This is a genomic window from Leisingera sp. CC-HEC096 (assembly GCF_059429235.1).
Genome location: NZ_JCAIJS010000001.1, coordinates 2,085,165 through 2,109,482 on the forward strand (window position 1 = coordinate 2,085,165; position 24,318 = coordinate 2,109,482).

Below are 24,318 nucleotides of genomic sequence, written 5' to 3' on the forward strand. Positions count from 1 at the left end.
CGCTTTTCACGGCCTCTTGCATTGGACACCGTCTGGAAACTGCAAGGCTATGTCTCCCAAACCATTAAAGTAAATTTTCGAATTTTTGAGAAACGCGGCCAGCCGCATTGCCACAGCTGGCCCTTGAGCGCTTAGTCGCCTCAGATCTGTGTGGAGGCTCAGTGTCATGAAATCGCGCACCAAGGTTGTGGTGATCGGCGGCGGCATCGCCGGCTGTTCGACCCTCTACCATCTTACTCAGGAAGGCTGGAGCGACGTCGTCCTGGTCGAACGCAACGAACTGACAAGCGGCACGACCTGGCATTCCGCGGCACAGGTGACGAATTTCGGCATGAACCAGACGATGGTCGGTCTCAAAACCCATTCGATCAAGCTGTACAAGGAACTGGCCGAAAATCCGGAATACCCGATCAACTACCACCACGGCGACGGCGGCATCAGGCTCGCAAATTCCGAGGCGCAGATGCAGGGCTACCGGCACTTTGCCTCAATGGCGCGCGGAATGGACGTGCATTTCGAGGTGATCGACGCGGAAGAATGCGCCCGCCGCCACCCGCTGATTTCCACGGACAACCTGATCGGCGGCCTGTGGGACCCGCTGGACGGTGATATAGACCCGGCCCAGCTGTGCCAGGCCTTGGCCTATCACGCCCGTAAAGCCGGTGCCGAGGTTTACCGTAACACGCCTGTCATGGCCCTAAGCCAGCACAAGGACGACACCTGGACCGTGCACACGGAACATGGCGACATCGACTGCGACATCGTCGTGAATGCCTGCGGCTACCGGGTGAACGAGGTGGGGGCGATGATGGGTGTGCACCACCCAGTCGCCTCGATGGAACACCAGTATTTTCTGACCGAAGACATTCCCGGCATCATCGAGGCAGGCCACAGGATGCCGCTTATCCGCTGCCCGATCTCGGACTACTATTGCCGCCAGGAAAAGAACGGTCTGCTGATCGGCTTCTATGAGCAGGACTGCAAGACCTGGGGCATGGACGGGATCGACCCGAATTTCGTCAACGCCCTGTGCCCCGACGACCTGGAACGGGTGATGGACGTGCTGGAGGGCGCGTTCGAAAGGATGCCCGCGCTGCGCGCGACCGGCATCCGCTCCATCGTCAACGGCCCCATTACCTATACCATCGACGGCGCGCCGCTGATTGGTCCGATCCCGGGCAAGCGCAACGCCTTCTGCGCCATCGGCTTGCGCGCAGGGCTAGGCGAAGGCGGCGGCCACGGCTGGCTCTTGGCGCAGATGATTGTGCATGGTGAGGCCTGCTATGACACTTGGTGCCTCGACCCGCGCCGCTTCACCACCCACGCCAACGTGGAACTGACCGCACTGAAAGCCATTGAAGACTACCAGAATGAATTCCGCTTCCATTTCCCGCATGAACACCGCCCGGCGGGCCGTCCGGCCAAGACAACGCCGCTGACGCCGGTGCTGGCCGCCGAGGGTGCCGAGTTCACCGTGGTGAATGGCTGGGAGCGGGTTGACTACATCAGGCCCTCGCCGGGTTTTCACCCGTCGCTTACCTTCGACTTCGACGAGGCCTTCGGCACTGTCGCCACGGAAGTGAAAAACGTTCAAGACAACGTCGGCCTTTGTGAGGTCAACGGATTCAACCGGATCGAGATCACCGGCACGGACCGGCACAGCTTCCTCGACCGCATGTTTTGCGGCAGCGTCACCAAACGCGCGGGCCGCGTGGGGTTGGGGTATCTGCTGAACCATCACGGCATGATCAAGGGCGAGGCCACGGTGGCCAACCTGCCGGCCTCGGACCGTGGGCCCGAGCGGGTCTGGTACGGTTCCGCCGCCGCCAGCGAGTTCCACGACATGGATTGGCTCAGCCAGCACATCCGGCCAGGAGAAGACGTGCAGATCCGCTCTCTCACCAATGAGCAGACCATTCTGGTTCTGGCCGGGCCTCGCTCGCGGGACGTGCTCTCCGCCTGCGCCCGGGGCGACTGGTCGTCCGATGCCTTCCCCTGGCTGTCGGTGCGCGAATGCTTCATAGGCTTTGCGCCTGCCACGGTGATGGGCGTCAGCTTCTCCGGCGAGCGGGCGTATGAGATCCATGTCCCCAACGCTTCGCTTTATGCTGCCTATCTGGCGCTGCGGAAGGCGGGGGAAAAACATGGCCTGAGGCTCTTCGGTGCCCGCGCGGTCGAGTCCATGCGAATGGAAAAAGGCTTCCTGCACTGGAAAGCCGACCTGATTACCGAGTTCGATCCCTACGAGACCGGACTGGAACGGTTCGTGAAGCTGGAAAAGGGAGATTTCATTGGCAAGGAAACTCTGCGGAGGCGCCATGCGGAGGGGCCGCGCAGGAAGCTGGTCACACTGCAAGTCGACGCCACCCATGCCCCTGCCCACAGCGGGGCCTCGCTGATGCAGGGAGATAGAGTCGTGGGCACCGTGACCTCCGGCGACTGGGGACACCGGGTCGGGATGAACCTGGCCTATGCCTTTGTCGAGCCAGCACTAGCCGCGGAAGGCAGCACCATGCAGCTCGACCTCTGCGGCGATCTGGTCGGTGCAACAGTCATCGCCCCTTCTCCCTATGACCCGGAATTTGCTCGGATCCGAGGATAACTCTTTGCCCGGCCGACAGGCTGGGCAGCGCCCGCCCCTCCCCACGGGAAGGCGCTGCCCGCAGTTACTTCCTTCACTTTCAGACACCTGAAAACCAAAACGCCCGGGAAATTCCCCGGGCGCTTTCTTTGCCTGACAGCTCTCGGATCAGCTGCGGCCCTTCCACGGCACCAGCCAGTTCTCGGCCTTACGCATCAGGATGTCGATGCCGTAGCCGATGATCCCGATCAGCACGATGCCCATGATCACGATGTCGGTCAGCTGGAACTTGGACGCCGCGATGATCATCATGCCCGCACCCTTCTGTGCGGCAACCAGTTCGGCAGCCACAACCGTGCCCCAGCAGACCCCCATTGCCACCCGAGCGCCGGTGAAGATTTCCGGCAGCGAGTTCGGCACGATCACGTGCCGCATGATCTGCCACTTGGAGGCGCCCAGCGAGTAGGCCGCGTGGATCTTGGATATGTTTACTCCCGACACCCCGGCCCGCGCCGCAATGGTCATGATCCAGAGTGCGGCCAGGAAAAGCAGGACGATCTTGCCAGTCTCCCAAATACCGAACCAGATGATCACCAGCGGGATCAGCGCCAGCGGCGGCACGGGGCGCATGAATTCCACGATCGGGTCGAACCAGCCGCGAAACCAGCCCGAAAGGCCCATCGCATAGCCCAGTGGAATACCGACAAGCGCACCGGTCACGAACCCGGCAATCACCCGAGCCAGCGACCAGCCCAGATGCTGCCACAGCGAGAAGTTCTGATAGCCTTCGGAAGCAATTTCAAAGAACCGCGCCACCACAGTTTCCGGGGCCGGCAGCCAGATCGGGTTCATCTGCATGCCCGCACTTGGGGTGAAGCTGATGGCACCCTTACCGGTCAGCGTCACCGTGCCATCGCCGGTGTCGACAGCCGTGCCAGGACCAATCGGCTCGCCGTTGATGGCGACGATCTTGGCGCCCTCCTTGCGTTTCGCCTCGTCGTTACGGTCAAAGATCAGAGTTGTAGACCGCCCGGCCTGCGCCGCCATTGCATCGTTCTTGGCGAAACCGTTGCCCGGGTCCACCTCGAACTTGGGGCTTTCCTCGCCGAATCCGGCCACGCGCACCGCGACCTCCGCATCGTCGGTGCTGCCTTCGGCGTTTTCCAGCGTGTACGTAAAGCTTGTTTCACCGCTGAACGGCCCCGGCACATGGAGGGGAAACAGCTTGGAGCCAGTGAACGCCGCCCAGATCACAAAGATCACCAGCACCGAAATGATTGACGCCGCCCGGTCCGGGCTCACGGCGCTTTCGTCGCCGAAAGTCACGGTCTTCAGGCTAGTGAAATCATGGCGCGACTGCATTCCGCGGCGGATCAGATGCACCAGAAAAAAGGCGCCTGCAAACAGCGCGATATAGAAAATCAGGACTGTCATGCCACCTGCTCCGTCCGGCCCATGATCTCCTCCTCCATCTCCCAGATCATCGAGAGGATCTCATCCCGGGTCTCGGCAAAGCCTTCGGATTTCTTGACGTCGCGAAGATCGGCATTCACCCCGCGCTCGGCAAAGGGCAACTGGTATTCGCGGTGAATGCGGCCCGGCCGCGGTGCCATCACGATCAGCCGCTCACCCAGCAGCAGCGCTTCCTCCACCGAGTGGGTGATCAGGATGATGGTCTTGCCGGTCTCCTTCCACAGCTTCAGCACCAGGCCTTGCATCTTCTCCCGCGTCAGCGCGTCCAGCGCGCCCAGCGGCTCGTCCATCAGGATCACGTCCGGCTCATTCGCAAGGCAACGGGCCAGCGCCACACGCTGCTGCATACCGCCCGACAGCTCATAAACCGCCTTTTCCTTGAAGTCCTGCAGCCCGACGATTTCGAGCAGATGGTCGGAGATCTTCTCCCGCTCCGCCTTGCCCATGCCCTTCATGCGGGGGCCGAATTCCACGTTGTCGCGCACGTTCATCCACTCAAACAGCGCGCCCTTCTGGAACACCATACCGCGTTCCGCATCCGGGCCGGTCACCACGTGGCCGTTCAACTCTACCGTCCCTTCGGTAGGGGCCAGGAAACCTGCCAGAATGTTCAGCAGCGTGGTCTTGCCGCAGCCCGACGGCCCTAGCACCGACAACAGCTCTCCCGCCTGCAAATTCAATGAAACGTCCTTCAGCGCCTGGACCGAGCTGCCGTTTGGCAGGTCAAAACGCATGGAGACACTCTTGATGTCCAGTCCCGACATCTTTTCCCCTTCCTGTTCGGGCCTTGCGGCGTTCGCCCTGCGACCCTGGATGCAAACGGCCCGGGACCCGGGCCGTTCGACATGCTCAAGCTGCTGCGGCTCAGTTCTGCGCGGCTGCCAGCGGGCCGCTGTTTACGGCCCCGTCGTAGGAATCCAGGGCTGCTTCGATGCTGCCCGCATTCACAAAGATATCGGCCACGCCCTTCATGAAGGTCTGCGCGCCGCCGCCCAGCCACTTCTCTGACAGCTGTTCTTCGGCAGAGGGGAAGCTGAAGGTGGCGATGGTGGCTTCTGCATCAGCCAGATCCATGCCCGCGTCCTTGGCGATGACCGGCAGCATCTCGTCTTTCTTGTCACCGGCGTTCCACATGGCGTTGGCATCTGCGGTCACCTTCAGGAACTTGCTGAGCAACTCGCCTTCCGACTCGACGAATCCGGCTGGCGCGCTGGTCACGTCGAAAACCAGGATGCCCAGCTCTTCTTTTTCCGCACCGGTCAGCAGCACGTTGCCATGCTCCACCATCCGCCGCAGCGCGCCGCCCCAGCCGCAAACCATGTCCAGATTGCCTTGGGCAAAGGCCGCTGCGCCATCGGCGGGGGCCATGTCGACGATTTCCATCGAGCTGACGTCAACGCCGAAATGCGCCATCTGCGACAGGAAGCCGTAATGCGCCGCGGTGCCGATCGGGACACCGACCTTCTTGCCGTTCAGCTCACCGGCGCTGTCCTTGTCGATCTCCAGCGCTTCGGCCACCACGCAGTTGTCGTTGTCGGAATAGCTCACCGCGACATCCACTGCCTGCAGATCCTGCCCGGCGGAGGTGGCGACCACAAATGGCGGCACGCCCTGGCTTACGGCAATCTGAACGTCGCCCGAAGCCATCGCCGCAGACATCGCCGTGCCGGTATCGAAGGACACCCAGTTGATCTTGACACCCATCTCTTCCTCATAGGTGCCATTGGCCTTGGCGAACTGGAAAGGCATCGGCCATTCAAGGAAATAGGCCACAGTGATTTCGTCCTGCGCTGACGCGGCAGTCGCGGAAATCGCGGCAGCAACCGCACAGGCTGTTGAAAGCAGATACTTTTTGATCATATTAATGGTTCTCCCAGTTGTCACGCCGGGCCCGTTCTGTGCAGGCCTTAAGGCTTTGATTTTTGCACGGCAAACCATATCCGGGAAGAGATTTCGCTGTAGAATAAATTTACTCTTGCAGCGAAAGTAAAACCTAGTTTCGATTTTTTCGGATGTAATGGTGCAATTCTGTGGATAGCATAAGCAGAGCGCAAGGGAGGGCTGCCTATGCAAAAGACGCTGAGTCTGCGCTGGCTGGAAGTATTCCAGCTGATCTCAAAATCCGGGTCGATACAGAAGGTCGCTGCGGAAACCGGGCTGTCGATCAGCACCGTCTCCAATCACTTGCGCAGCCTGGAAAGCGCGCTGGGGGTTGATTTGGTGGACCACACCCGCCGCCCGATGGGGCTGACACCGGCCGGGGTTGTCTTTGCGCGTTACGTATACGAAGGGCTGATGACCCTGAGGCGCGGCGAGGCGGAAATCCGCTCCGGCAGCTGGCAGCACGCCACCGATTTGCGGATGGCACTGCTGGATGACTTCGACAACGAGGTCGGGCCGGAGCTTTTTCAGTTCCTGTCCACCGCCCTGCCCCGCTGCAACTTCCGCCACTATACGCGGCCCAGCCATGAGATCATCGGAAAGCTGCAGGAACAGAAACTGGATGCGGGCGTTGCCACCCGCCCGGCCGGGCTGCTGCCGGATCTGATCGAGTATCCCTTGATGCGCGATCCGTTCATTCTGGTGGTGCCCGCGGGATACACCGGCAGTGTCGAGGAGCTGACAAAACCGGAAGCACCGCTGCCATTCCTGCGCTATTCCCGCGACCACACCATCGGCAAACAGATCGAAACCCAGCTGACCCGGCTCAAGATATCCTTGCCCAACCGGTTCGAGCTGGAGTGCAACCAGTCGATCATCGGCCTGGTGGCCGAAAGCAGCGGCTGGACGGTCACCACCGCCGCCAGCTACCACCGCGCCCAGCGCTTCCATGACAAGGTCAAGGTGGTTCGGTTTCCTGGCAAAAGCTTTGCCCGCACGGTGTCGCTGTTCACCTCAAGCGTTTACCCGGCAGCCACCTCGCAGCTGATCCACGAGGCGCTGCAGAAGTCCTTGCGCCATCACTTTACAGATCCGATCAGCCAGCGTTTTCCCTGGCTGGCAGAGGAGTTCCGGACGCTGCCGGCAAAAGGCGCCTAGGCGCGCAGGGCAATTCGAAACAAACATCCGTGTTTTTCGAAACCGATGGGGCACGGCTTGACCGTTTGCCATAGGGAACGCTGTCTTAAGCGCAACCCGCGCCGGGCCTTCCCTTGCACATCCGGCGGCCCTTAAACGGAAAATGAGCTGACCCAATGGCAATTACCTACCTCAAACAGGCCCAGCCGCGCCCCGCCGCCGAAAACAGCGATATCCGCGACACCGTCGCCGTCATGCTCGCCAATATCCAGCGCGAAGGCGAAGATGCCGTGCGCCGCTATGCGGAGCAACTGGACGGCTGGACCGGACCCATGGTGGTGACCGACGCCCAGCGCCGCGCGGCCTGCAACCGGGTCTCCGATCAGCTCAAAGAAGACATTCAGTTCGCACACGCCAACATCCGCCGCTTTGCTGAGGCGCAGAAAGCCACGATGGGGGAATGCGAGGTAGAGATAATCCCCGGCCTTATCGCGGGCCAGAAGCAGATCCCGGTTTCCAGCGCCGGCTGCTACGTGCCGGGCGGACGCTACAGCCATATCGCCAGTGCGCTGATGACCATCACCACCGCCAAGGTGGCTGGCGTGCCCCATATTACCGCGGTCTCCCCGCCGCGGCCCGGCAGCGGCATTCCCGATGCGATCATCTATGCCATGGACTTGTGCGGTGCCGATCTGATCCTGAACCTGGGCGGGGTGCAGGGCATTGCCGCCATGGCCCAAGGCCTGTTCGGGTCGCAGCCCGCCGACATCCTGGTTGGCCCCGGCAATTCCTTCGTGGCAGAGGCCAAGCGGATGCTGTTCGGCGAGGTCGGCATCGACATGTTTGCAGGCCCCACCGACTCTCTGGTCATCGCTGACCAAACTGCAGATGTGGAGACCGTCGCCTGGGACCTGGTCAGCCAGGCCGAACACGGCGCCGACAGCCCGGTCTGGCTGGTCACCACCAGCGAGAGCCTGGCCAAGGGCGTTATGGCCCGCGCGCAGGCGCTGATCGACAGGCTTCCAGAACCCAACCTCTCTGCCGCCCACCGCGCCTGGCACGAACGCGCCGAGGTTGTCCTGTGCGATAGCCGTGAAGAAGCCGCGCAGGTGGCCGACCGCTACGCGCCGGAGCATCTGCAAGTGCAGGCTGAAAATCTCGACTGGTGGCTGGACCGCCTCACCGCCTATGGCTCTTTGTTCTTGGGCAAGGAGACCACAGTCTCCTTCGGCGACAAGACCTCAGGCCCCAACCACGTGCTGCCGACCAGCGGCGCGGCGCGTTATACCGGCGGGCTGTCGGTGCACAAGTTCACCAAGACCGTCACCTGGCAGCGCTGCAACGCCGCCGCCTCGCATGAACTGGCCCAGCGCACCGCCCGGATCAGCCGGATGGAAGGGATGGAGGGCCACGCCATCGCCGCTGAGATGCGGCTGCTGCCTGAAGCGGTCTGAAGCTGCTTCGCGCTCAGGACGGCGTCTCCAGCTGCTGGTCCAAGTCAACTGGCCCCAGCACGGCGTCATCCGGGATGCCGTCGAAGCCGGCAACCGTTCCGCCATAGCGCTGTGTGAAACGCGCGGCTGCCTCGGGGGAGGCAAAGGGCACAACCTCCGGCGCACCCATGCCGCCCGCGACATTCGAACCGACCACGAAATGCGCCTCGCTGGCATTTATCCAGTTGTCGGTGCCGGGCTGTTCCCAGCTTGCCGCCGCGCCCATGTCGCTGACATAGATGGCGGTGATCTCCGCATCCCGCTCCGGGCTTTTCACGTAGGCCGCCAGATCGCGCACCTGGGCAAAGAACAAGGGCGCGGGGAAGCCGTCCAGATGGATCTGACCCTTCGGCCCTCCATGCTCCGCCACATTCATCTGGCAGAAATAGCTGAGCGCCGTTGCCGTCAGCTGCACCGGCGCGGGCGGGGCCTTGGCCTCTTCCTCCTGGCAGGCGGACAGGACCAGGGCGGCAGCAAGGATCAGGCGTTTCATGGCTCCACCCTCCGGAAGGCTGCACAGGCAAGCAGGAACCCGAGCGCAGGCCACAGTAGAAGCGACAACGGTGCAGCCCAACCGGGCAGCGCATTGGCGGCGCCCGCCATCCCGCTGGACAAGGCCACGCTTTCAGAGGCCGCCACGTTCCACAGCCGGAACGCATCCGCCGGGTTGGCGACCATCACCCAGGGAAAGATCTTCTGTGTGAAGACCCCGCCGCTGTCCATCACCACGGCCCCCAGCAGGCCAAGGTCGTAAAGCACTACAAACACCAGCCACACGCCCGCAGAGAGACCCGCCGCAGCTGTTGCCCCGCTGCTGAGCGCCGACAAAGCGTATCCCAGCACCAGGAACACTGCGCCCAGCAGGATTGAGGTCAGCACCAGCCGCCCCAGCGCCATCAGGCTCTCAGTGCCGGCACCGCCGAACCAAGCGGCAACAGCACCAGCCGCGCCAAAGCCGACGCACATGGCAACCGCCAAGGCCGCCAGATGTGCCATCAGTTTGCCTAACAGGATCTCTGCCCGTCCTGCGGGATAGGCCAGAAGCAAGGCAAGACTGCCGCGGTCGCGGTCGCCTGCTACCGCATCAAATCCCATCATCAGCGCCAGGAGCGGAGCAAGGTAGACCGACAGCGTGGTCATCGAGGCCACGGAGACCGTCAGCATGTCCACCCCCAGCGTCCCGGTCGGCGCCGATCCGGCAAAGGAAAGCGCCAGCGCAAAGACCAGCATGATCAGCGTGGCCATGAACAGCCAGCGGTTGCGCCGCAGGATCAGCATCTCGGCACGGGCAATGGCAAAGGCACGTCTCATTTACGGTCCTCCCCGGAGTAATGGCGGTAAAGGTCTTCCAGCCTCGGCGGCACCATATCGATGTCAGCCACCGCGTCGCCCATGGCGGCGATCTTGCGCAGTTCGGCCATCTTGTCTTGCGGGCGGCACAGGATCTCGACCGAGGCGCCATTGATCCGCCGCCCGCCGGTTTCCGTCGCGATCCGGTCGGCGTGCGTGCCGCTGGCCTGCACCCGCAGCTTGACCGGCAGCCCGGCCTGGGCCGACAGGCCCGCCAGCGTGTCATCGGCCACCTTGACGCCCTTGCGCAGGATGGCGATCCGGTCGGTGCGCGCCTCCACCTCAGTCAGCGCGTGGGAGGCGATCAGTACCGCTGCGCCCTGCTCTGCCAGCTCGTTGATGATGGCGTAAAGGTCCTGGCGCGAGATCGGGTCCAGCCCGCTGGTGGGTTCGTCCAGCAGTGCCAGTTTCGGGCGACCCAGCAGCACCTGCGCCAGCCCCAGCCGCTGCCGCATCCCCTTGGAATAAGCGCCAATGCGGCGGTGCATTGCTTCCCCCAGGCCGACCCGCTCCAAGAGGGCCTCGATGTCCGCGCGTTCGCCAGCAAGGCGGGCAAACAGCGACAGCTGCTCATGCCCGGTCAGCGCCGGGTGAAAACTGACGGCCTCCGGCAGAAAAGCCGTGGCCGCCCGTGCCGCGGCACTGCCGGGCGCGGAACCGCAGATGCGGATGCTGCCGCCCTCATGCCGGATCAGGCCCAGCACCGCCTTGATCATCGTCGACTTGCCCGCGCCGTTGTGGCCCAACAGTGCCAGCCGCTCGCCCTGCGCGATGTCCAGGTCGATGCCATGCAGCACCTGTGTCTTACCGCGGAACTTGTCCAGCGCGCGGATCTGCAGCGGAGTTCTATCCATCTTGTTCAACCTTTCTGGCGGCCCCGGGCCGTTCTGGCCGCATCAGCGGGTGGCTGTCGATCACCCCGCCGGGCAACAGCGCCGGGAACGCCGATTGCGACCAGCGCACCAGCTGCACCGCAGGCGAGCCCATCAGGAGTTTCGCCGCGGGCTGCGTCCACAGCACATGGTCCATGCTGTCATTCGGACGGTAGGGCGCATCGGCGATGCCGTCGCCGTCCACATCAAAACCTGCGAAATCGGACCAGTAGTTGCCCCGGCCCTCCTCGCTCCATTCCACCCATTTAGTGGAGACGAATTTCACTTGGTGCCGGTTGCCGACAAAGGCGTTCCCAACCATCCGGTTGCCGTCGCTGCCGGCGGTGAAGTGGATGCCGATGCCGCAACCCTCGAACCAGTTGCCGGAGAAGTCATTCTTGTGGGCGTTATAAAGGAAGGTGCATTTGTCCTTGGCCCCCTTCACATAGTTGCCGCGCACCTCGCCCTGGTTGGCGTAGTTCAGCATCACCCCGTGGTCGCGGTCATTCAGCGAGACATTCCCGGTCACCTTGACCCGTTTGGAGAACATAACCGCATAACCCAGGTGATTGCCAATCGAGACATTGCCCGAGACCTCGGAATTGTCGGCATACATGTAATGCACGGCAAACCGCAGATCGCGAAACACGTTGTTGGTGAAGGCATTCTTCTTGGAACTGTTCACAAAGATGCCGTCGCGGCCAAAACGGATCTCGTTGCCATCCACCACCGCGCCCGGTGCGTTCCAGACATAGACCCCGTTGCCGCGGGCATTCATGTGCCGGTCCAGGCGGCCCTCGATCCGGTTGCCTTGCACGAGGCTGTCCTTGGCGCCGTGTATGTCCACGCCGTAAAGGTTGCCCAGCAGCACATTGTTCAGGATCCGCGGTGCCTTGGCCGTCTTGGTCAGCTTGATACCGCTGTCGATCTCCTGATGCGAGGAGCCGGAGCCAACAACAGTCAGGTTTTGCACGGTTACGCCGGGACCGGTCACTGTGATGACCGACCCCAGCCCCCGGCCGTCCAGTGTGGCGTGGCCCTGCCCGTCAAGGGTGACGGGCCGGTCCAGCACCAGGGTTTCGGCATATTCGCCGGCGGCGAGGCGAAGGGTGTCGCCATCCGCCGCCTGCGCCAGTGTTTCAGCGATGGCCCCTGCCCGGTTGGGCACATCCCAATCCGCCGCCCAGGCGGGCGTCAGGCTGGCAAGAACCGCAACAAACGATATGGGCAGGAGCCGTTTCATCCTTACGCGCTCCGCGGCTCGACCAGCATCCGGCCGCGCATTTCCATGTGCAGCGCGTGGCAGAACCACTGGCAATAGTACCAATGCACGCCGGGACGTTCGGCAATGAAGGTGACCGAGGCAGTGGCCAGCGGCCCGACCTCCATCGCAATACCGAAGTTCGACAGGCAGAAGCCGTGGGTCAGGTCGTCGATATCATCCAGGTTGGTGACATAGACGGTGACCTCGTCGCCCTGCTTGACGGTGAACTTCTCAAGGCTGAAGTTCGGCGCCTGGCTGGACATGTAGACCCTTACCTTGTCGCCGTCGCGCACGATGGTGTCCTGCCAGTCGTCCAGATCGACGCCATCCGCCTCGGCCTGCTTGCGCGCATCTTCCCACATCGGGTCGTTGCGGTCCCAGATGCTGGCCGGGTTCACCTTGGAACGGTGCACGATGATCGAGTCATGCGGCTCTGCAAAGGTCGGGCCGTCGTGGACCACCTTCATTTTGTCGCCGGAGATGTCGATCAGCTGCTCGTTCTCGGGCTTCAGGGGGCCGACGTTCAGGAACCTGTCCTTGGAAAACTTGTTCATCGAGATCAGCCACTTGCCATCCGCCTCGGCGGTTTCGCCCATGGAGGTGGAGTTGTGGCCCGGCTGATACTGCACATCGACCTTGTCCAGGATCGGGTCCACATCGGCGCCGGCATAGGCCTCGATCGCCTTGGCGATGTCCCACTTCACCACCTGGCTGTCCAGGAACAGGGTGGTGTAGGCATAGCCGCGGTTGTCAAAGGCGGTGTGAAGCGGGCCGAGGCCCAGCTGCGGTTCCGCCACGATGGCCGAACGCGGATCGGCATCGGCGTCAAACAGCGCGTCCAGCTTCTCGACGTCGATCACCGAGACGGTCGGCGACAGCTTGCCGTTGACGCAGACGTGCTTCTTGTCCGGCGCGGTGTTGATGCCGTGCGGCGAGTTCGGGATCGGAATATAGCGGGTCAGCTTGCCCGGAGCGCCTTTGCGGCCGTCCACCACCTTGGCGCCGTTCAGCTCTTCATACTCACCGGCTTCGATAGCCGCTTCGATCGCTGCGATGTTGAAGACGACAACGTGGTCCAGCTCGTTCTCGGTCATCTCGGCCAGGGTCATGCCCATTTCCGAGTTGTAGGAGGTCGAATAGGCGTATTTACCCTGATAGTCGCAGTCAGTGTTGTCCAGGTTGCCCGAGACGATCACCTGCCAGGCAACTTCCATGGTGTCGCCGTCGATGGCAGAGAAAATGTTCACATATTGCGACGGATCATCCAGGATCTGGCCGTCGTTGACCAGCGGCGCCTCGTGCTCGCCGTTGGCAAAGACATAGCCGGTGCGCGGGAACTTCTGCGGGCGCAGGCCGTGGATGTCCTTGGCGTTCGGGATCTCGATGATCTTGTCGCATTTCATCACGTCGCAGCGCACCCGGGCAACGCGGGTGTTGGCCTTGTCGTTCATGAACAGGTAGCGGCCGTCATAGGTGCCGTCGGTGAACGACATGTGCGGGTGGTGCAGGTCGCCGTTGTCATAAGTTTCCTTGCCGTTGGCGGCCAGGAATTCCTTGGTGTCCGGCAGCAGGCCCTCGGTCAGGATCTTCTTGGATTCGTTGGTCTGGCCCCAGCCGGTGGCGGAGCAGCGGTTGAACACCGGGATCCGCATCAGCTCGCGCATGGACGGCACGCCCAGGATGCGCAGCTCGCCGGTCTGGCCCGAGGACCAGAAGCCATAGTATTCATCCAGTTCGCCCGGCGCCAGGTTGACGCCGGCCGCCTGTGCAGGCTTGGCGCCAAGCAGAGCGGAGCCGGCGCCGGTGGCCGCCAGCACGGCACCGGAGGCGGTGGCCCCCAAGAGGCCGCGGCGGGTGACGGGCAGTTTGTTTTTCAGGTCTTCAGACATGGTGTCCTCCTTCAGGAAACTTTGATCCTGTTCGCGTTGGGGTGATTGGCCGACGGTCGGCCCAGAGCAACGTCTGGCGCAGGGCTGCCGGTCTTGGCCCGGCGTTTCAGCTGTTTGATCACAACCGGGCATTTGGCTTCGGATTGATAGAGAACTTGGCAATGCAGGCAGTTCACACATTCGTTCGGGTTGATCTCACCGGTGGGGTGGATCGCCTGAACCGGGCACTCGTTGGCACAGGTCTGACAGGGGTGGCCGCATTCATGGTAGCGCTTCAGCCAGTCGAACATCCGCACCCGTGCCGGGATCGCCAGCGCCGCGCCCAGCGGGCACATGTAGCGGCAGTAGAAGCGCTCGATGAACAGCCCGGCCAGCAGCAGCGCCACAGCAAAGACCACAAACGGCCAGTCGCGCACGAACTTCAGGATGATCGCGGTCTTGAACGGCTCCACTTCGGCGTAGGTTTCCGCCAGCGGGATCGACACCATCGAGACGCCGAACAACCCGAGGAAGATCATGTATTTCGCAGGCCAAAGGCGTTCATGCAGGCCCCACGGCAGGGTGATCTGCGGCACCTTAAATGCGCGGGCGATCTTGTTGGTCAGCTCCTGCAGCGCGCCGAACGGGCAAAGCCAGCCGCAATAGGCACCCCGGCCCCAGAACAAGAGCGCGGCTGCAACGGCAAACCATTGGATGAACACCAGCGGGTCCAGCAGGAACGCATCCCAGGAAAAGCCGCTGCGCAAGCTGCCTGCCAGCGCCATCAGATTCACCACGCTCAGCTGCGCATTGGCATACCAGCCCAGGAAGACCAAAGTGACAGTCAGGTATCCAATGCGGAACCAGTAGAAGGTCCGCGCATTCACAGTCGCCTGGAACTGGAAGAAGAACACACCCGTCAGCACCAGCAGCATCACGGCCAGCACGCCGATCTCGACAGTGCGGTCTTTCCAGATGCGCTGCCACAGGGCGGCCTTGGCGGCGGCCTCGCTCGTATCATCCTCCACCACCTTGGGCGCAGGCGCGGCGGGCAGCAGGTACTGCTCCGGCAGCTTGTAGCCCAGATCAAAGGTCAGGAACGCCCGCTCCAGCGCGCCCACGGAGCGCTGAACCAGCAGCTGCAGGCGGAAGGGTTCAGCCGGATCAAACTCCGCATCTGCCGGGATTTTGAACAGGTCCAGCTCTGCAAAGCTGGGGCTGTCTGCTGTCGCCAGCCCTCCCAGCCGTTTGTGCTGGCGGTCAAAGAACCGCACTGAGGCATCGCCCTGGATCATCTGGATCCGGTCGAAAATGCCGCCACGCACATAGCCCGAGCCCTTGAAGCTGTAGCTGCCGCGCCCCAGCACCAGGATGGCGTGCTCGCCCTCCTTCAGCCAGGACTTCAGGTTCCGGTACTCCGCCTCGCCCAGCAGCGACTTGCCGATGGACGGCACCGAAACCAGCGCCATATGCATGTCGATGAAGGTGTCGTCCGGCGCGCCGCGCTGACGCCGGCGGATCGCGCGCTGGTCGCCGGTGGCCTCAAAGGCCGCGTTGATCTGGCCCACGTCCAGCGTCATCCGCCGCACAGAGCCGTCGCCCGCCAGCGTGGTCCAGTCCGCAGACTCCTCGCGGGCCATATCGACCTCGCGCTTAGGCCCGTCCGGCTGCACCGGCGACAGACCGCCTAAGCCCAGCGCGCGCGCCACCTTGATGCCAGCGCGCACCAGGCTGTCGTCGATCACCATGATGGTCACCGTCGCACCCGAGATGATGTCGAGGTCATGGGCATCGCCGCCTGCCGCCGCCTCGGCCTTCAGATCCAGCCCGGCATAGCTTTCGGTCAGCTTGACCATCTTGGAGTTCGGGATGCCGATCAGCACGATAGGTTCGGAGTGCTTGACCAGCTTCACGCCCGTCAGCACTGCATCGGTGTCAATGGCTGCCACCACATGGATCGGCTTGCCGCTGTAGCCGGTGGTGCCGACGAAATCAGAGGTCAGAAAGGCGTAGGCGACAGTTTCGCCCGCCTTCAGCACCGGCGCCACCGGTACATCGGCGCGCACAGGGCCAAACGCGTCAGCGCCGGGCACCAGATCACTAGGTGTCAGTTCTGTCAGGAAAGAGTCGAGGCTGTCTGCCTCAGCGGTCACCGCGGCAAATACGGCGGTGAGTGTCATCATAAGGGCTGTCAGCCAGCCCCGGAAGGCGCGTGTCAGGACCATGGCGCCTCTCCTTTATCTTGAGTGGCTGCCACGGACGCGCGCAAGGCGCGTACGGATTCTATCTTGGTCACCAGCGGAGGCCCGCGGCCTTCGTGCCAGTATTGCGCCGGGTTCGGCTGCACCGCGGTTCCCGCAGGCAGCAGCACGGCACAGTCCGCCGCACGGGTGATGCCGTATGGCTGCAGGCCTACCGGCCCGGCCCCATTCTCAGCCGCGCACAGGACGCAGGTGCTGCACTTGGGGCAGTCCTGCTTGTCTTCGCTGTCGCCGCCGGCAACCTGAACCTCCACCGCGCCGAACTCGCCGCAGATCTCGATCCATTCGCCGCCAGCCGCGGCCTGCCCCGCACCGGGAAGAGCTACCTGCAGCACCAGCATGAAAACCGCGCAAATCCCCGCCAGACGCCGGGCGAACCCGGCGCGGAAGGCAGAAGATATGAAAAGTGTGCGCGGCATCTGTTACAAGATTCTCTTGCTGCATTTGCCGCTGACACTAGAGGGAACTTCAGTGCCGTTATTTGATGTATGTCAGATAAACCTGAAATTCCGGAACATTTGTAAACTTGCCGTAAAACACCCTAAGCCTTTGCGACCTCAGCCTTTCTCAAGCTTCCGGAATGCCAGGGCAATCACCCCGGCGATGGCCATATAGACAACGGCCAGCAGCAGGAGCGGCTCATAGACGATAAATGTGTCGGACCGTACGCGGGAGGACACCGCGTAAATTTCCACAACCGTGATGGTCGCCACCAGCGGCGTTGCCTTCAGCTGCAGGATGGTTTCCCCGCCCAAAGTCGGCAGCACATTGCGCACTGCTTGCGGCAGCCAGATGCGGCGGAACATGGTGAAGCGCGGCATGCCGAAGGACTTTGCCGCCTCCAGCTGCCCCTTGGCCACACCGGAGAACGCACCTCGCATCACCTCGCCCTCATAGCCCGCATAGGACAGGGTCAGCGCCAGCACCGCATAGGGCCAGGCCTGGCGCAGGTAGGGCCAAAGCTCTGACGAGCGTATCCAGGGAAACTGCGGAAACAGAGATCCCAGCCCATAATAGAGCAGCCAGATTTGCAGCAGCAGCGGCGTGCCGCGGATGATGGTGCAGAAGGTGCGCGCCGGAATCGACAGATACCAGGGGCCGACGGCCTGCGCCAAACCCAGCGGCACCGCCAAGAAGAAGCCGAAGAAGGTCGAGACCGCGAGAATCCAGATTGTGGTCCACAGCCCCTCCAGCGCAAGGGGCGCGTATTTCGGGATCCAGTCCCAGCGCAGCGCGAAGGCGCACCAGATCACGATCGCCGCAAACACCAGCATCATCACAATGCGATGCGGCTGCATCAGGTCCTTCAGGCCGATCATCGCGTGCCCCCCTTCAGCGAGGGCTGGCCGCGCCGCGCCCATTTCTCAACCCGGGCAAAGACCGCACCGGAGCACAGGGTCACCATCAGGTACAGAAACCCGGCGGCCAGGAAAAAGGTGAAATAGGCCCGCGTGCTGCTTGCCGCTTGGCGGGTTTCCAGCGTCAGCTCATTGAACCCGACCACCGCCAGCAGCGCCGTATCCTTGGTTGCGATCAGCCACAGGTTCGCCAGGCCGGGCACTGCAAAGCTCATCATCGCCGGGATCGTCACCCGCCGCATGATCATGAAGGCTGGCATGCCATAGGATTTCGCGGCCTCGATCTGCCCCACCGGAACCGCCTTGATGGCGCCGCGCAGCACTTCGGTGGCATAAGCCCCCTGCACCACGCCCAAGACCCAGATGCCCGCCGCAACGCCGTTGATCTCGACCCGGCCGCCGCCCATCGCCTCGGAGATCTTGTTGATGATATCGCTGCCCACGTAATAGAGGATCAGGATCAGCACCAGTTCCGGCACCGCCCGGATCACCGTGGTGTAGATGGCGAGAAGATCACGCGTGACCTTCCCGCCGTAGAGTTTGCCATAGGCCCCGAACAGCCCGATCACCAGCCCCAGCCCAAAGGCGCCAAAGGCGATCTGCAGGGAGTTGGCAAGCCCGCGCAGCAGGTTGCCTCCCCAGCCCGACAGCGACAGCAGCTCTGCGCTGGCGCCGAGGCCCAGTAGTTCAAGCAGTCCGGTCACGTCAGCGCCTTAGTAGATGCTGGTGGTGAAGTATTTGGCGGTGATCTTTTCGTGGGTGCCGTCGGCCAGGATCGCCGCAATACCCTTGTTCAGCGCCTCGCGCAGGTCATCGTCGCCCTTGCGCACGCCTGCGCCAACGCCACGGCCCAGGATCGCCGGGTCATCTGCCACTGCGCCCTTGATCTCACAGCAGCCGCCAGTGTCGGAGCCTACGAAATCCGCCATCGCGATGCTGTCTGCCTGGGTCGCGTCGATGCGGCCTGCAAACAGGTCCTGGTTGGCTTCATCCTGGGTTTGATAGACTTTCAGCTCGGCGTCCTTGAAGTATTCCTGAGCGTAAGCCTGGTGAATGGTCGAAGCCTGAATGCCGACGATCTTGCCCGCCAGCGATTCCGGTGTGGGTTCGATGTCCATCGACTTGTCCGCCACGATCACCGCCGGCGTGTTGTAATACGGATCGGAGAAATCAATGGTCTTCTGGCGCTCTTCGGTGATCGACATGGAGGCCATGATGGCGTCGATCTGCTGGCCGGTCAGCGACGGGATGATGCCGTCCCAGGCCACCGGGGTGATCACGCAGTCCAGTTCAGCCGCGGCACAGACCGCGCCGATCACCTCGACCTCCCAGCCGACCCAGTTGCCGGAGCTGTCAAGCGAGGCAAACGGCGGATAGGGCTCTGCGGCGATGCCGATCTTGACCTGCTCCGCGGCGGCGGCACCGGCGGACAGGGCAGCAGCGGCGGTGGCTGCGGCTAGCAGTGCTTTCAGTTTCATCTTCTTCTCCCAGTTGGTTTTTATTGTGGTGGTAGTGGATCAGGCGACCGAGCTCAGGAATTGCTTCAGACGCTCTGATTGCGGATTGCCAAAGACCTCGGCAGGCGGCCCCTGCTCTTCGATGCGGCCCTGGTAAAGATAGACAACGTGGTTCGCGACCTCGCGCGCGAATTTCATCTCGTGGGTGACCAGAAGCATTGTGCGGCCCTCGGCGGCGAGATCGCGTATCACCGTAAGCACCTCGCCCACCAGTTCCGGGTCAAGGGCCGAGGTCGGCTCGTCGAACAGCATTGCAGACGGGTCCACCGCCAGCGCCCGGGCAATCGCCGCCCTCTGCTGCTGGCCGCCGGACAGATAAGCAGGAAACGTGTCCTCCTTACCGGCGAGTCCAACCCGCTCCAGAAGCTCGCGCGCGCGGTCGGTGGCTTCAGTTTTGGGCACTTTCAGCACATGCACCGGAACCTCGATCACGTTCTCCAAGAGGGTGCGGTGGGTCCACAGGTTGAACTGCTGAAACACCATCGCCAGCTTGGTGCGGATGCGCTCGATCTGCTTCTGGTTGGCCGGGCTGCCATCGCCGCGCATCGTCACTTCTTCTCCGCCGATCACGATCTTGCCGGAGCTTGGTGTCTCAAGGAAATTGATGCAGCGCAGCATGGTGGATTTGCCGGACCCGGAGCCGCCGATGATCGCCACCACATCCCCCTGCCGCGCCGTCAGATCCACACCCTTGAGCACTTCAAGATTGCCAAAGGACTTGTGCAGATTCTCCACCCGTATCGCCTCGCGGCGCGTATCGGTCTCCCTGGCGGAAGCGGCAGCAGTGGCTGTGTCCATTGTTGTGTCACCCTGAAATTTCCGATTGCAGTAAGCCGCGACTCGCGTAATTATGCAAGTGTATAATTTCTCCGCCAGGTAAAAAAAGGAGCTGAGGTGACCGACGAGCGCCGCAAATTCAAACGCGAATCCGCCGAGGCCCGGAAAGAGGCGCTGATTCTCGCCACGCTGGAGCTAGTGGCCGAGAACGGCGTGCGCGGGGCCACGGTGCGGGGCATTGCCGAGCGCGCCAACGTCACCCAGGGTCTGATCCGGCACTATTTCAGCTCCAAGGAAGAGCTGATCACCGCCGCCTACGAACACCATATGACCGCCATGACCGATCAGACCTTTGCCCCCGCGGCAGGAGTGGATGGCACGGCGCTGGACCGGCTCACCGCCTTCGTGAACGCCTCCCTGACGCCGCCGGTGGTGGACCCGCGATCAATCGCGCTTTGGGCAAGCTTCCTGAACAAGGTGCAGCAGGATGAGCAAATGAAGGCAACTCACGAACGCACCTATGGCTACTTCCGCGACTTTCTGGAGGGGCTGATCGCCGACGCGCTGGAAGAAGGCAAACGCCCCGCCGCGCCTGCCCGGCTGCGGCAGCTGGCTATCGCCTGCAACGCGGTGATCGACGGGCTGTGGCTGGAGGGCGGCGCCCTTCCGGACGCCTTTGCGCCAGGTGAGCTGGCAGAAATCGGACGGCAGTCGGTTGCCGCAATCACAGGTTTGAATTTGGAGCAGGAGGCTGAAACGGCATGAGGCTGACAGCAATCACCGAACGGCTGGCCGGACTTGGCGGCGGCAAATGGGAAGTGCACGCAAAAGCACGGCAAATGGCCGCAGCCGGCGCGGACTTGGTGGAAATGACCATCGGCGAACCGGACGTGCCCACCCCGCCGGAGCTGATCGAGGCCGCCGCGCAAGCGATGCATGCCGGCCGCACCGGCTATTCCGACGGCCGCGGCGAGGCGCGCCTGCGCGCCGCCCTGGCCGAGGCCTATACCACCAGCCGCGGGCGGCATTTCGGACCGGAGAACATCCTCTGCTTCCCCGGCACCCAGACCGCGCTTTATGCGGTGTTGCAGGGCGTGGCCGAACCCGGCACCGAAGTGCTGGTTGGCGACCCGATGTATGCCACCTACGAAGGCGTGATACGCGCCTCGGGCGCTGAAATGGTACCGGTGCCGCTGCGGCCCGAGGCCGGGTTCCGGATGCAGGCCAGCGACATCGCCGCCCGCATTACCCCGCGCAGTCGCGCCATCCTCCTGACCACGCCGCACAACCCCACCGGCGCCATTCTCACCCCGCAAGACCTTCGCGAGATCGGCGAACTGGCAGTGCAGCATGATCTCTGGATCATCTCCGACGAGGTCTACGAGCAGCTGGTATTCGAGGGCGCGGATTTCGTCTCTCCGCTCTCCGATCCGGCACTGGCGGACCGGGTGATCGCAGTCTCCTCAATCTCCAAATCCCACGCCGCGCCAGGCTTCCGCAGCGGCTGGTGCGCCGGGCCAGAAGACTTCTGCACAGCCCTTCTGCCGGTCTCGGAAACGATGCTGTTTGGCAATCAGCCCTTCATCGCCGACATGACCGAAAAGGCGGTGCGCGAGGGCTCCTCGGTGGCCGCGGGCATGGCGTCCCGATTTGCCGCCCGTGCTGCCCTGCTGGAACAGCGCCTGCATGGCGAGACCCGCCTGCACGTCCACCGCCCCGAGGCAGGCATGTTTGCCCTGATTGAGGTATCCGCAACCGGAATGGACGGCGACGCATATGCCTGGGACCTGCTGAACAGCGGGGTTGCCGTGATGCCCGGCTCAGCCTTCGGCGAGGGCCTCACGGACTGGGTGCGCGTCGCCCTGACGATAGATGACACCAGCTTTGCCACCGCCCTCGACCGGATCGTGGCGCACGCAAACTCCAAGGCAAGAGGCGCAGCATGACCCGCAAGACAGTTGGCGAGGCTCTGGTCGCAGGGCTGAAGGCGCGCGGCGTCTCCTGCGTATTCGGCATTCCCGGCGTGCACACGGTGGAGCTCTACCGCGGCCTGGCAGACTCCGGCATCCGCCATGTTACACCCCGCCACGAACAGGGCGCGGGCTTCATGGCAGATGGCTACGCAAGGGTGTCCGGCGAGCCTGGCGTTGCCTTTGTCATCACCGGCCCCGGCCTCACCAACACGCTGACCCCGATGGCCCAGGCCCGCGCGGATTCGGTGCCGGTGCTGGTGGTGTCCGGAGTGAACGAAAGCGCCACGCTCGGCAAAGGCCACGGCCATCTGCACGAACTTTCGGACCAGCACGCGCTGGCCAAGACAGTTGCGCTCACTTCGGAACACCTCGCCCGGCCCAGCGAACTTGAAGCCGCGCTGGATAATGCCTTCGCACCCTTCTCTGCCGGCCGCCCCGGCCCCACCCACATCCAAATCCCGCTGGATGTGGCGGGCACCGCTTCACAGGACGGCCCGTCAGCGCCTGCTGCCGAACAGCCGCCAGTTGACTCAGACCAAATCTCCCAGGCTGCGAGCCGCCTTACCAAAGCAGACAAGGTGGTGATCCTGGCCGGCGGGGGCGCCAAGACTGCCGACCAGGACCTCCGGACGCTCGCAGAACGCCTTGACGCCCCGGTGGTGCAAACCGTCAATGCCCGCGGTTTGATGCACGGCCACCCGCTGACCGTTCCGGCCAGCCCAAGCCTGCAAGCCATCCGTGCAATGATCGAGGAAGCCGATTGCGTTCTCGCACTTGGGACGGAGCTGGGGCCGACGGACTACGACATGTACGCCACCGGCAGCATGGCAGCCATGACCGGGCTGATCAGGGTGGACATCTGCCAGGACCAACTGGCCCGCCACGAGACACAGCTCGCCATTCACGCCCGCGCCGCTGATGCCATCGCCGCCTTGCTCACGGCCCTGCCCGCAAACCCGAAAGATAGCCAAGGCGCGGCCCGCGCAGACCGCACCCGCGCTGCTGCCTTTGAAGAGATCGGCGCGGACTACCGCGGCCAGGTCGAGGTGCTGAACGCCATGCGCAACGCTGTGCCGGATGCGCTGATGGTCGGGGATTCCACCCAGCCGATCTATGCCGGCAACCTCTACTACGACCACGACCGCCCCGGCGGCTGGTTCAATGCCGCCACCGGCTACGGCGCGCTCGGCTATGGCATCCCCGCCGCTATCGGTGCCGCCATTGCGGCCCCGGACACTCCGGTGATCTGCATCGCCGGCGACGGCGGCGCGCAATTCTCCCTGCCCGAGATCATGGCCGCGGCGGATGAGAAGCTGCCCATCACCTTCGTGATCTGGAACAACCGCGGTTACGGTGAAATCGCCACCTCAATGGAAGCTGTCCATGTCCCCGTCGTTGGCTGCGACCCTACCCCGCCGGAGTTCGGTCCCGCCGCCGCGTCCTTCGGCATTCCCTACACCCGCATTCCGATGGACCCGCAAGCGGTTGCCGCTGCCCTTAGCGAGGCCAGCCGCAGCAGCACCCCATCCATCGTCGAAATCGAAATCACCGGACCCGCTCAGGGACAGGAGTAACCCAATGCGAAACCCCACCTTTGAATTCACCCGCGCCATCACCCGACGTCCTGCGTCCAGCATCGCGCAGGGCTTGCGCGCCGAGGACATCGGCAACCCGAGTCTCGAGGGAATGCTGAAGGCGCACGCAGCCTATGTTTCCGCCTTGCGCAGCACTGGCGCGGAGGTGATTGAGCTGGAACCGTTGGAGGCCTTCCCTGACGCTCAGTTCGTAGAGGACACTGCCCTCTGCCTGCCCGAGGGCGCAATCCTGATGCGCCCCGGCGCGCCGTCCCGTTTAGGCGAAGTGGCGGAAATGGCCCCCACCCTGCGGGCCTGCTATGGCGATGTGCGAGAAATCACCGGCCCCGGCCACATTGAAGGCGGCGACATTCTGGTGACTGGAAAGGAGATCCTTGTTGGCCGCTCTGACCGCACCGATGCCGCAGGTGTCGCAGAGCTGGCCGAGATCGCTGCTGAATGGGGCCACTCCCTGCGCGAAGTCTTCACTCCCGAGGGCGTTCTCCACTTCAAGACCGATTGCTCTCTGATGGATGCGGAGACGATCCTGTCCACCACGCGCTTGGACGCCTCAGGCTGCTTTGAGGGTTACAAGGTAATGCATGTGCCCGAAGGCGAGGAAGCCGCGGCCAACGCCATCCGCTTCAACAATTTGGTGCTGATGGCCGCAGGCTTCCCGCGCACGGCAGAAATGCTGGATAAGGCAGGTTTTGAGATCGTGGAGATCGACAACTCCGACTGCGCCAAACTGGACGGAGGCATGTCCTGCCTGTCCCTGCGCTTCTGAACCCAGAGGGTGAATATGCGAGACTGCCTTCCGCCAGGCAGGCAGTCGAATGCAAGGGTGCCAAGCCAAGGCCTGCCGCCGACCGCGGCCGGCCACCCCTAAGTGGAGCCCTTGTGATTCAGGCCAGACGCAAGCCCTTGAGGTGCCAGGAC

21 protein-coding genes are annotated in these 24,318 nt (G+C 63.2%); 7 read left to right on the forward strand and 14 right to left on the reverse strand.

Translation table 11 applies throughout. The features are described 5' to 3' along the window. Nucleotides 1-166: 166 nt before the first annotated feature. Nucleotides 167-2,602, forward strand: a complete 2,436-nt coding sequence (locus tag AC5STI_RS10110) for a GcvT family protein (protein ID WP_495446584.1) — start codon at nt 167-169, stop codon at nt 2,600-2,602. 147 nt (nt 2,603-2,749) lie between these two features. Here the strand turns inward: AC5STI_RS10110 and AC5STI_RS10115 are convergent, their stop codons facing one another. The 3 genes from AC5STI_RS10115 to AC5STI_RS10125 form a co-directional block, all read right to left on the reverse strand. After that, nucleotides 2,750-4,015, reverse strand: coding sequence for an ABC transporter permease (locus tag AC5STI_RS10115; RefSeq protein ID WP_475047146.1), 1,266 nt, complete (start codon nt 4,013-4,015; stop codon nt 2,750-2,752). Further along, a complete protein-coding gene (locus tag AC5STI_RS10120) occupies nt 4,012-4,818 on the reverse strand; it encodes a taurine ABC transporter ATP-binding protein (RefSeq protein ID WP_490399741.1) in 807 nt (268 codons plus the stop codon). Before AC5STI_RS10120 ends, AC5STI_RS10115 begins: the two co-directional genes overlap by 4 nt. A gap of 100 nt (nt 4,819-4,918) precedes the next feature. After that, nucleotides 4,919-5,914: a taurine ABC transporter substrate-binding protein gene (locus AC5STI_RS10125; protein ID WP_475047149.1), complete on the reverse strand. Its 996-nt coding sequence runs from the start codon at nt 5,912-5,914 to the stop codon at nt 4,919-4,921. Nucleotides 5,915-6,121: 207 nt separating this feature from the next. Here AC5STI_RS10125 and AC5STI_RS10130 point away from each other — a divergent pair, with 207 nt between their 5' ends. Both AC5STI_RS10130 and hisD read left to right on the forward strand, forming a co-directional pair. Continuing rightward, on the forward strand, nt 6,122-7,093 hold the full coding sequence (locus AC5STI_RS10130; RefSeq protein WP_495446585.1) for a LysR family transcriptional regulator: 972 nt from the start codon (nt 6,122-6,124) through the stop codon (nt 7,091-7,093). A 155-nt stretch (nt 7,094-7,248) separates the two neighbouring features. Further along, nucleotides 7,249-8,526 (forward strand): histidinol dehydrogenase, encoded by a 1,278-nt coding sequence (gene hisD / locus AC5STI_RS10135; protein ID WP_495446586.1) that lies wholly within the window; start codon nt 7,249-7,251, stop codon nt 8,524-8,526. A 13-nt stretch (nt 8,527-8,539) separates the two neighbouring features. Here hisD and AC5STI_RS10140 read toward each other — a convergent pair whose 3' ends face one another. The 11 genes from AC5STI_RS10140 to AC5STI_RS10190 form a co-directional block, all read right to left on the reverse strand. Continuing rightward, nucleotides 8,540-9,058, reverse strand: a complete 519-nt coding sequence (locus AC5STI_RS10140; protein ID WP_495446587.1) for a nitrous oxide reductase accessory protein NosL — start codon at nt 9,056-9,058, stop codon at nt 8,540-8,542. After that, the gene (locus tag AC5STI_RS10145) at nt 9,055-9,876 is read right to left on the reverse strand and encodes an ABC transporter permease (RefSeq protein WP_495446588.1); all 822 of its coding nucleotides are present in this window, start codon (nt 9,874-9,876) and stop codon (nt 9,055-9,057) included. Before AC5STI_RS10145 ends, AC5STI_RS10140 begins: the two co-directional genes overlap by 4 nt. Beyond that, nucleotides 9,873-10,769 carry an ABC transporter ATP-binding protein gene (locus tag AC5STI_RS10150; protein WP_495446589.1) on the reverse strand — a complete coding sequence of 299 codons (897 nt, stop codon included), beginning with the start codon at nt 10,767-10,769 and terminating at the stop codon, nt 9,873-9,875. The genes AC5STI_RS10145 and AC5STI_RS10150 overlap by 4 nt, the downstream gene beginning before the upstream one ends. After that, complete coding sequence (locus tag AC5STI_RS10155; RefSeq protein WP_495446590.1) at nt 10,762-12,030, reverse strand: nitrous oxide reductase family maturation protein NosD; 1,269 nt, start codon at nt 12,028-12,030, stop codon at nt 10,762-10,764. The genes AC5STI_RS10150 and AC5STI_RS10155 overlap by 8 nt, the downstream gene beginning before the upstream one ends. A gap of 2 nt (nt 12,031-12,032) precedes the next feature. Then, nucleotides 12,033-13,940, reverse strand: a complete 1,908-nt coding sequence (gene nosZ, locus AC5STI_RS10160) for a TAT-dependent nitrous-oxide reductase (RefSeq protein WP_495446591.1) — start codon at nt 13,938-13,940, stop codon at nt 12,033-12,035. A gap of 11 nt (nt 13,941-13,951) precedes the next feature. Beyond that, a complete protein-coding gene (locus AC5STI_RS10165) occupies nt 13,952-16,144 on the reverse strand; it encodes a 4Fe-4S binding protein (protein WP_495446592.1) in 2,193 nt (730 codons plus the stop codon). Next, on the reverse strand, nt 16,135-16,599 hold the full coding sequence (locus tag AC5STI_RS10170) for a hypothetical protein (protein WP_495446593.1): 465 nt from the start codon (nt 16,597-16,599) through the stop codon (nt 16,135-16,137). Before AC5STI_RS10170 ends, AC5STI_RS10165 begins: the two co-directional genes overlap by 10 nt. 138 nt (nt 16,600-16,737) lie before the next feature. Beyond that, nucleotides 16,738-17,499, reverse strand: coding sequence for an ABC transporter permease (locus AC5STI_RS10175; protein WP_490399752.1), 762 nt, complete (start codon nt 17,497-17,499; stop codon nt 16,738-16,740). Further along, entirely contained in the window at nt 17,496-18,242 is a 747-nt protein-coding gene (locus AC5STI_RS10180; protein WP_475047167.1) for an ABC transporter permease, read from the reverse strand. Before AC5STI_RS10180 ends, AC5STI_RS10175 begins: the two co-directional genes overlap by 4 nt. A gap of 9 nt (nt 18,243-18,251) precedes the next feature. Then, nucleotides 18,252-19,016: a transporter substrate-binding domain-containing protein gene (locus AC5STI_RS10185; protein WP_475047168.1), complete on the reverse strand. Its 765-nt coding sequence runs from the start codon at nt 19,014-19,016 to the stop codon at nt 18,252-18,254. A gap of 39 nt (nt 19,017-19,055) precedes the next feature. Continuing rightward, nucleotides 19,056-19,853, reverse strand: a complete 798-nt coding sequence (locus tag AC5STI_RS10190) for an ABC transporter ATP-binding protein (RefSeq protein WP_495446594.1) — start codon at nt 19,851-19,853, stop codon at nt 19,056-19,058. Nucleotides 19,854-19,949: 96 nt separating this feature from the next. On the opposite strand from AC5STI_RS10190, the gene AC5STI_RS10195 reads away from it, so the two are divergent. Genes AC5STI_RS10195 through AC5STI_RS10210 form a run of 4 tightly spaced genes read left to right on the forward strand, consistent with a single transcriptional unit; the run spans nt 19,950 to nt 24,166 of the window. Further along, the gene (locus tag AC5STI_RS10195; protein ID WP_495446595.1) at nt 19,950-20,597 is read left to right on the forward strand and encodes a TetR/AcrR family transcriptional regulator; all 648 of its coding nucleotides are present in this window, start codon (nt 19,950-19,952) and stop codon (nt 20,595-20,597) included. Continuing rightward, nucleotides 20,594-21,778: a pyridoxal phosphate-dependent aminotransferase gene (locus tag AC5STI_RS10200; protein ID WP_495446596.1), complete on the forward strand. Its 1,185-nt coding sequence runs from the start codon at nt 20,594-20,596 to the stop codon at nt 21,776-21,778. The genes AC5STI_RS10195 and AC5STI_RS10200 overlap by 4 nt, the downstream gene beginning before the upstream one ends. After that, complete coding sequence (locus AC5STI_RS10205; protein ID WP_495446597.1) at nt 21,775-23,379, forward strand: 5-guanidino-2-oxopentanoate decarboxylase; 1,605 nt, start codon at nt 21,775-21,777, stop codon at nt 23,377-23,379. Before AC5STI_RS10200 ends, AC5STI_RS10205 begins: the two co-directional genes overlap by 4 nt. Before the next feature lie 4 nt (nt 23,380-23,383). Continuing rightward, nucleotides 23,384-24,166: a dimethylarginine dimethylaminohydrolase family protein gene (locus AC5STI_RS10210; RefSeq protein WP_495446598.1), complete on the forward strand. Its 783-nt coding sequence runs from the start codon at nt 23,384-23,386 to the stop codon at nt 24,164-24,166. Nucleotides 24,167-24,318 lie beyond the last annotated feature (152 nt).

Bases quoted from the DNA above. Each gene is read 5' to 3' on its own strand.
- AC5STI_RS10185 (WP_475047168.1), bottom strand. From the start codon at position 19,016: ATGAAACTGAAAGCACTGCTAGCCGCAGCCACCGCCGCTGCTGCCCTG.
- nosZ (WP_495446591.1), bottom strand. From the start codon at position 13,940: ATGTCTGAAGACCTGAAAAACAAACTGCCCGTCACCCGCCGCGGCCTC.
- AC5STI_RS10150 (WP_495446589.1), bottom strand. From the start codon at position 10,769: ATGGATAGAACTCCGCTGCAGATCCGCGCGCTGGACAAGTTCCGCGGT.
- AC5STI_RS10210 (WP_495446598.1), top strand. From the start codon at position 23,384: ATGCGAAACCCCACCTTTGAATTCACCCGCGCCATCACCCGACGTCCT.
- AC5STI_RS10155 (WP_495446590.1), bottom strand. From the start codon at position 12,030: ATGAAACGGCTCCTGCCCATATCGTTTGTTGCGGTTCTTGCCAGCCTG.
- AC5STI_RS10130 (WP_495446585.1), top strand. From the start codon at position 6,122: ATGCAAAAGACGCTGAGTCTGCGCTGGCTGGAAGTATTCCAGCTGATC.
- AC5STI_RS10165 (WP_495446592.1), bottom strand. From the start codon at position 16,144: ATGGTCCTGACACGCGCCTTCCGGGGCTGGCTGACAGCCCTTATGATG.
- AC5STI_RS10175 (WP_490399752.1), bottom strand. From the start codon at position 17,499: ATGATCGGCCTGAAGGACCTGATGCAGCCGCATCGCATTGTGATGATG.
- AC5STI_RS10145 (WP_495446588.1), bottom strand. From the start codon at position 9,876: ATGAGACGTGCCTTTGCCATTGCCCGTGCCGAGATGCTGATCCTGCGG.
- AC5STI_RS10190 (WP_495446594.1), bottom strand. From the start codon at position 19,853: ATGGACACAGCCACTGCTGCCGCTTCCGCCAGGGAGACCGATACGCGC.
- AC5STI_RS10140 (WP_495446587.1), bottom strand. From the start codon at position 9,058: ATGAAACGCCTGATCCTTGCTGCCGCCCTGGTCCTGTCCGCCTGCCAG.
- AC5STI_RS10125 (WP_475047149.1), bottom strand. From the start codon at position 5,914: ATGATCAAAAAGTATCTGCTTTCAACAGCCTGTGCGGTTGCTGCCGCG.
- AC5STI_RS10115 (WP_475047146.1), bottom strand. From the start codon at position 4,015: ATGACAGTCCTGATTTTCTATATCGCGCTGTTTGCAGGCGCCTTTTTT.
- AC5STI_RS10200 (WP_495446596.1), top strand. From the start codon at position 20,594: ATGAGGCTGACAGCAATCACCGAACGGCTGGCCGGACTTGGCGGCGGC.
- AC5STI_RS10170 (WP_495446593.1), bottom strand. From the start codon at position 16,599: ATGCCGCGCACACTTTTCATATCTTCTGCCTTCCGCGCCGGGTTCGCC.
- hisD (WP_495446586.1), top strand. From the start codon at position 7,249: ATGGCAATTACCTACCTCAAACAGGCCCAGCCGCGCCCCGCCGCCGAA.
- AC5STI_RS10110 (WP_495446584.1), top strand. From the start codon at position 167: ATGAAATCGCGCACCAAGGTTGTGGTGATCGGCGGCGGCATCGCCGGC.
- AC5STI_RS10205 (WP_495446597.1), top strand. From the start codon at position 21,775: ATGACCCGCAAGACAGTTGGCGAGGCTCTGGTCGCAGGGCTGAAGGCG.
- AC5STI_RS10120 (WP_490399741.1), bottom strand. From the start codon at position 4,818: ATGTCGGGACTGGACATCAAGAGTGTCTCCATGCGTTTTGACCTGCCA.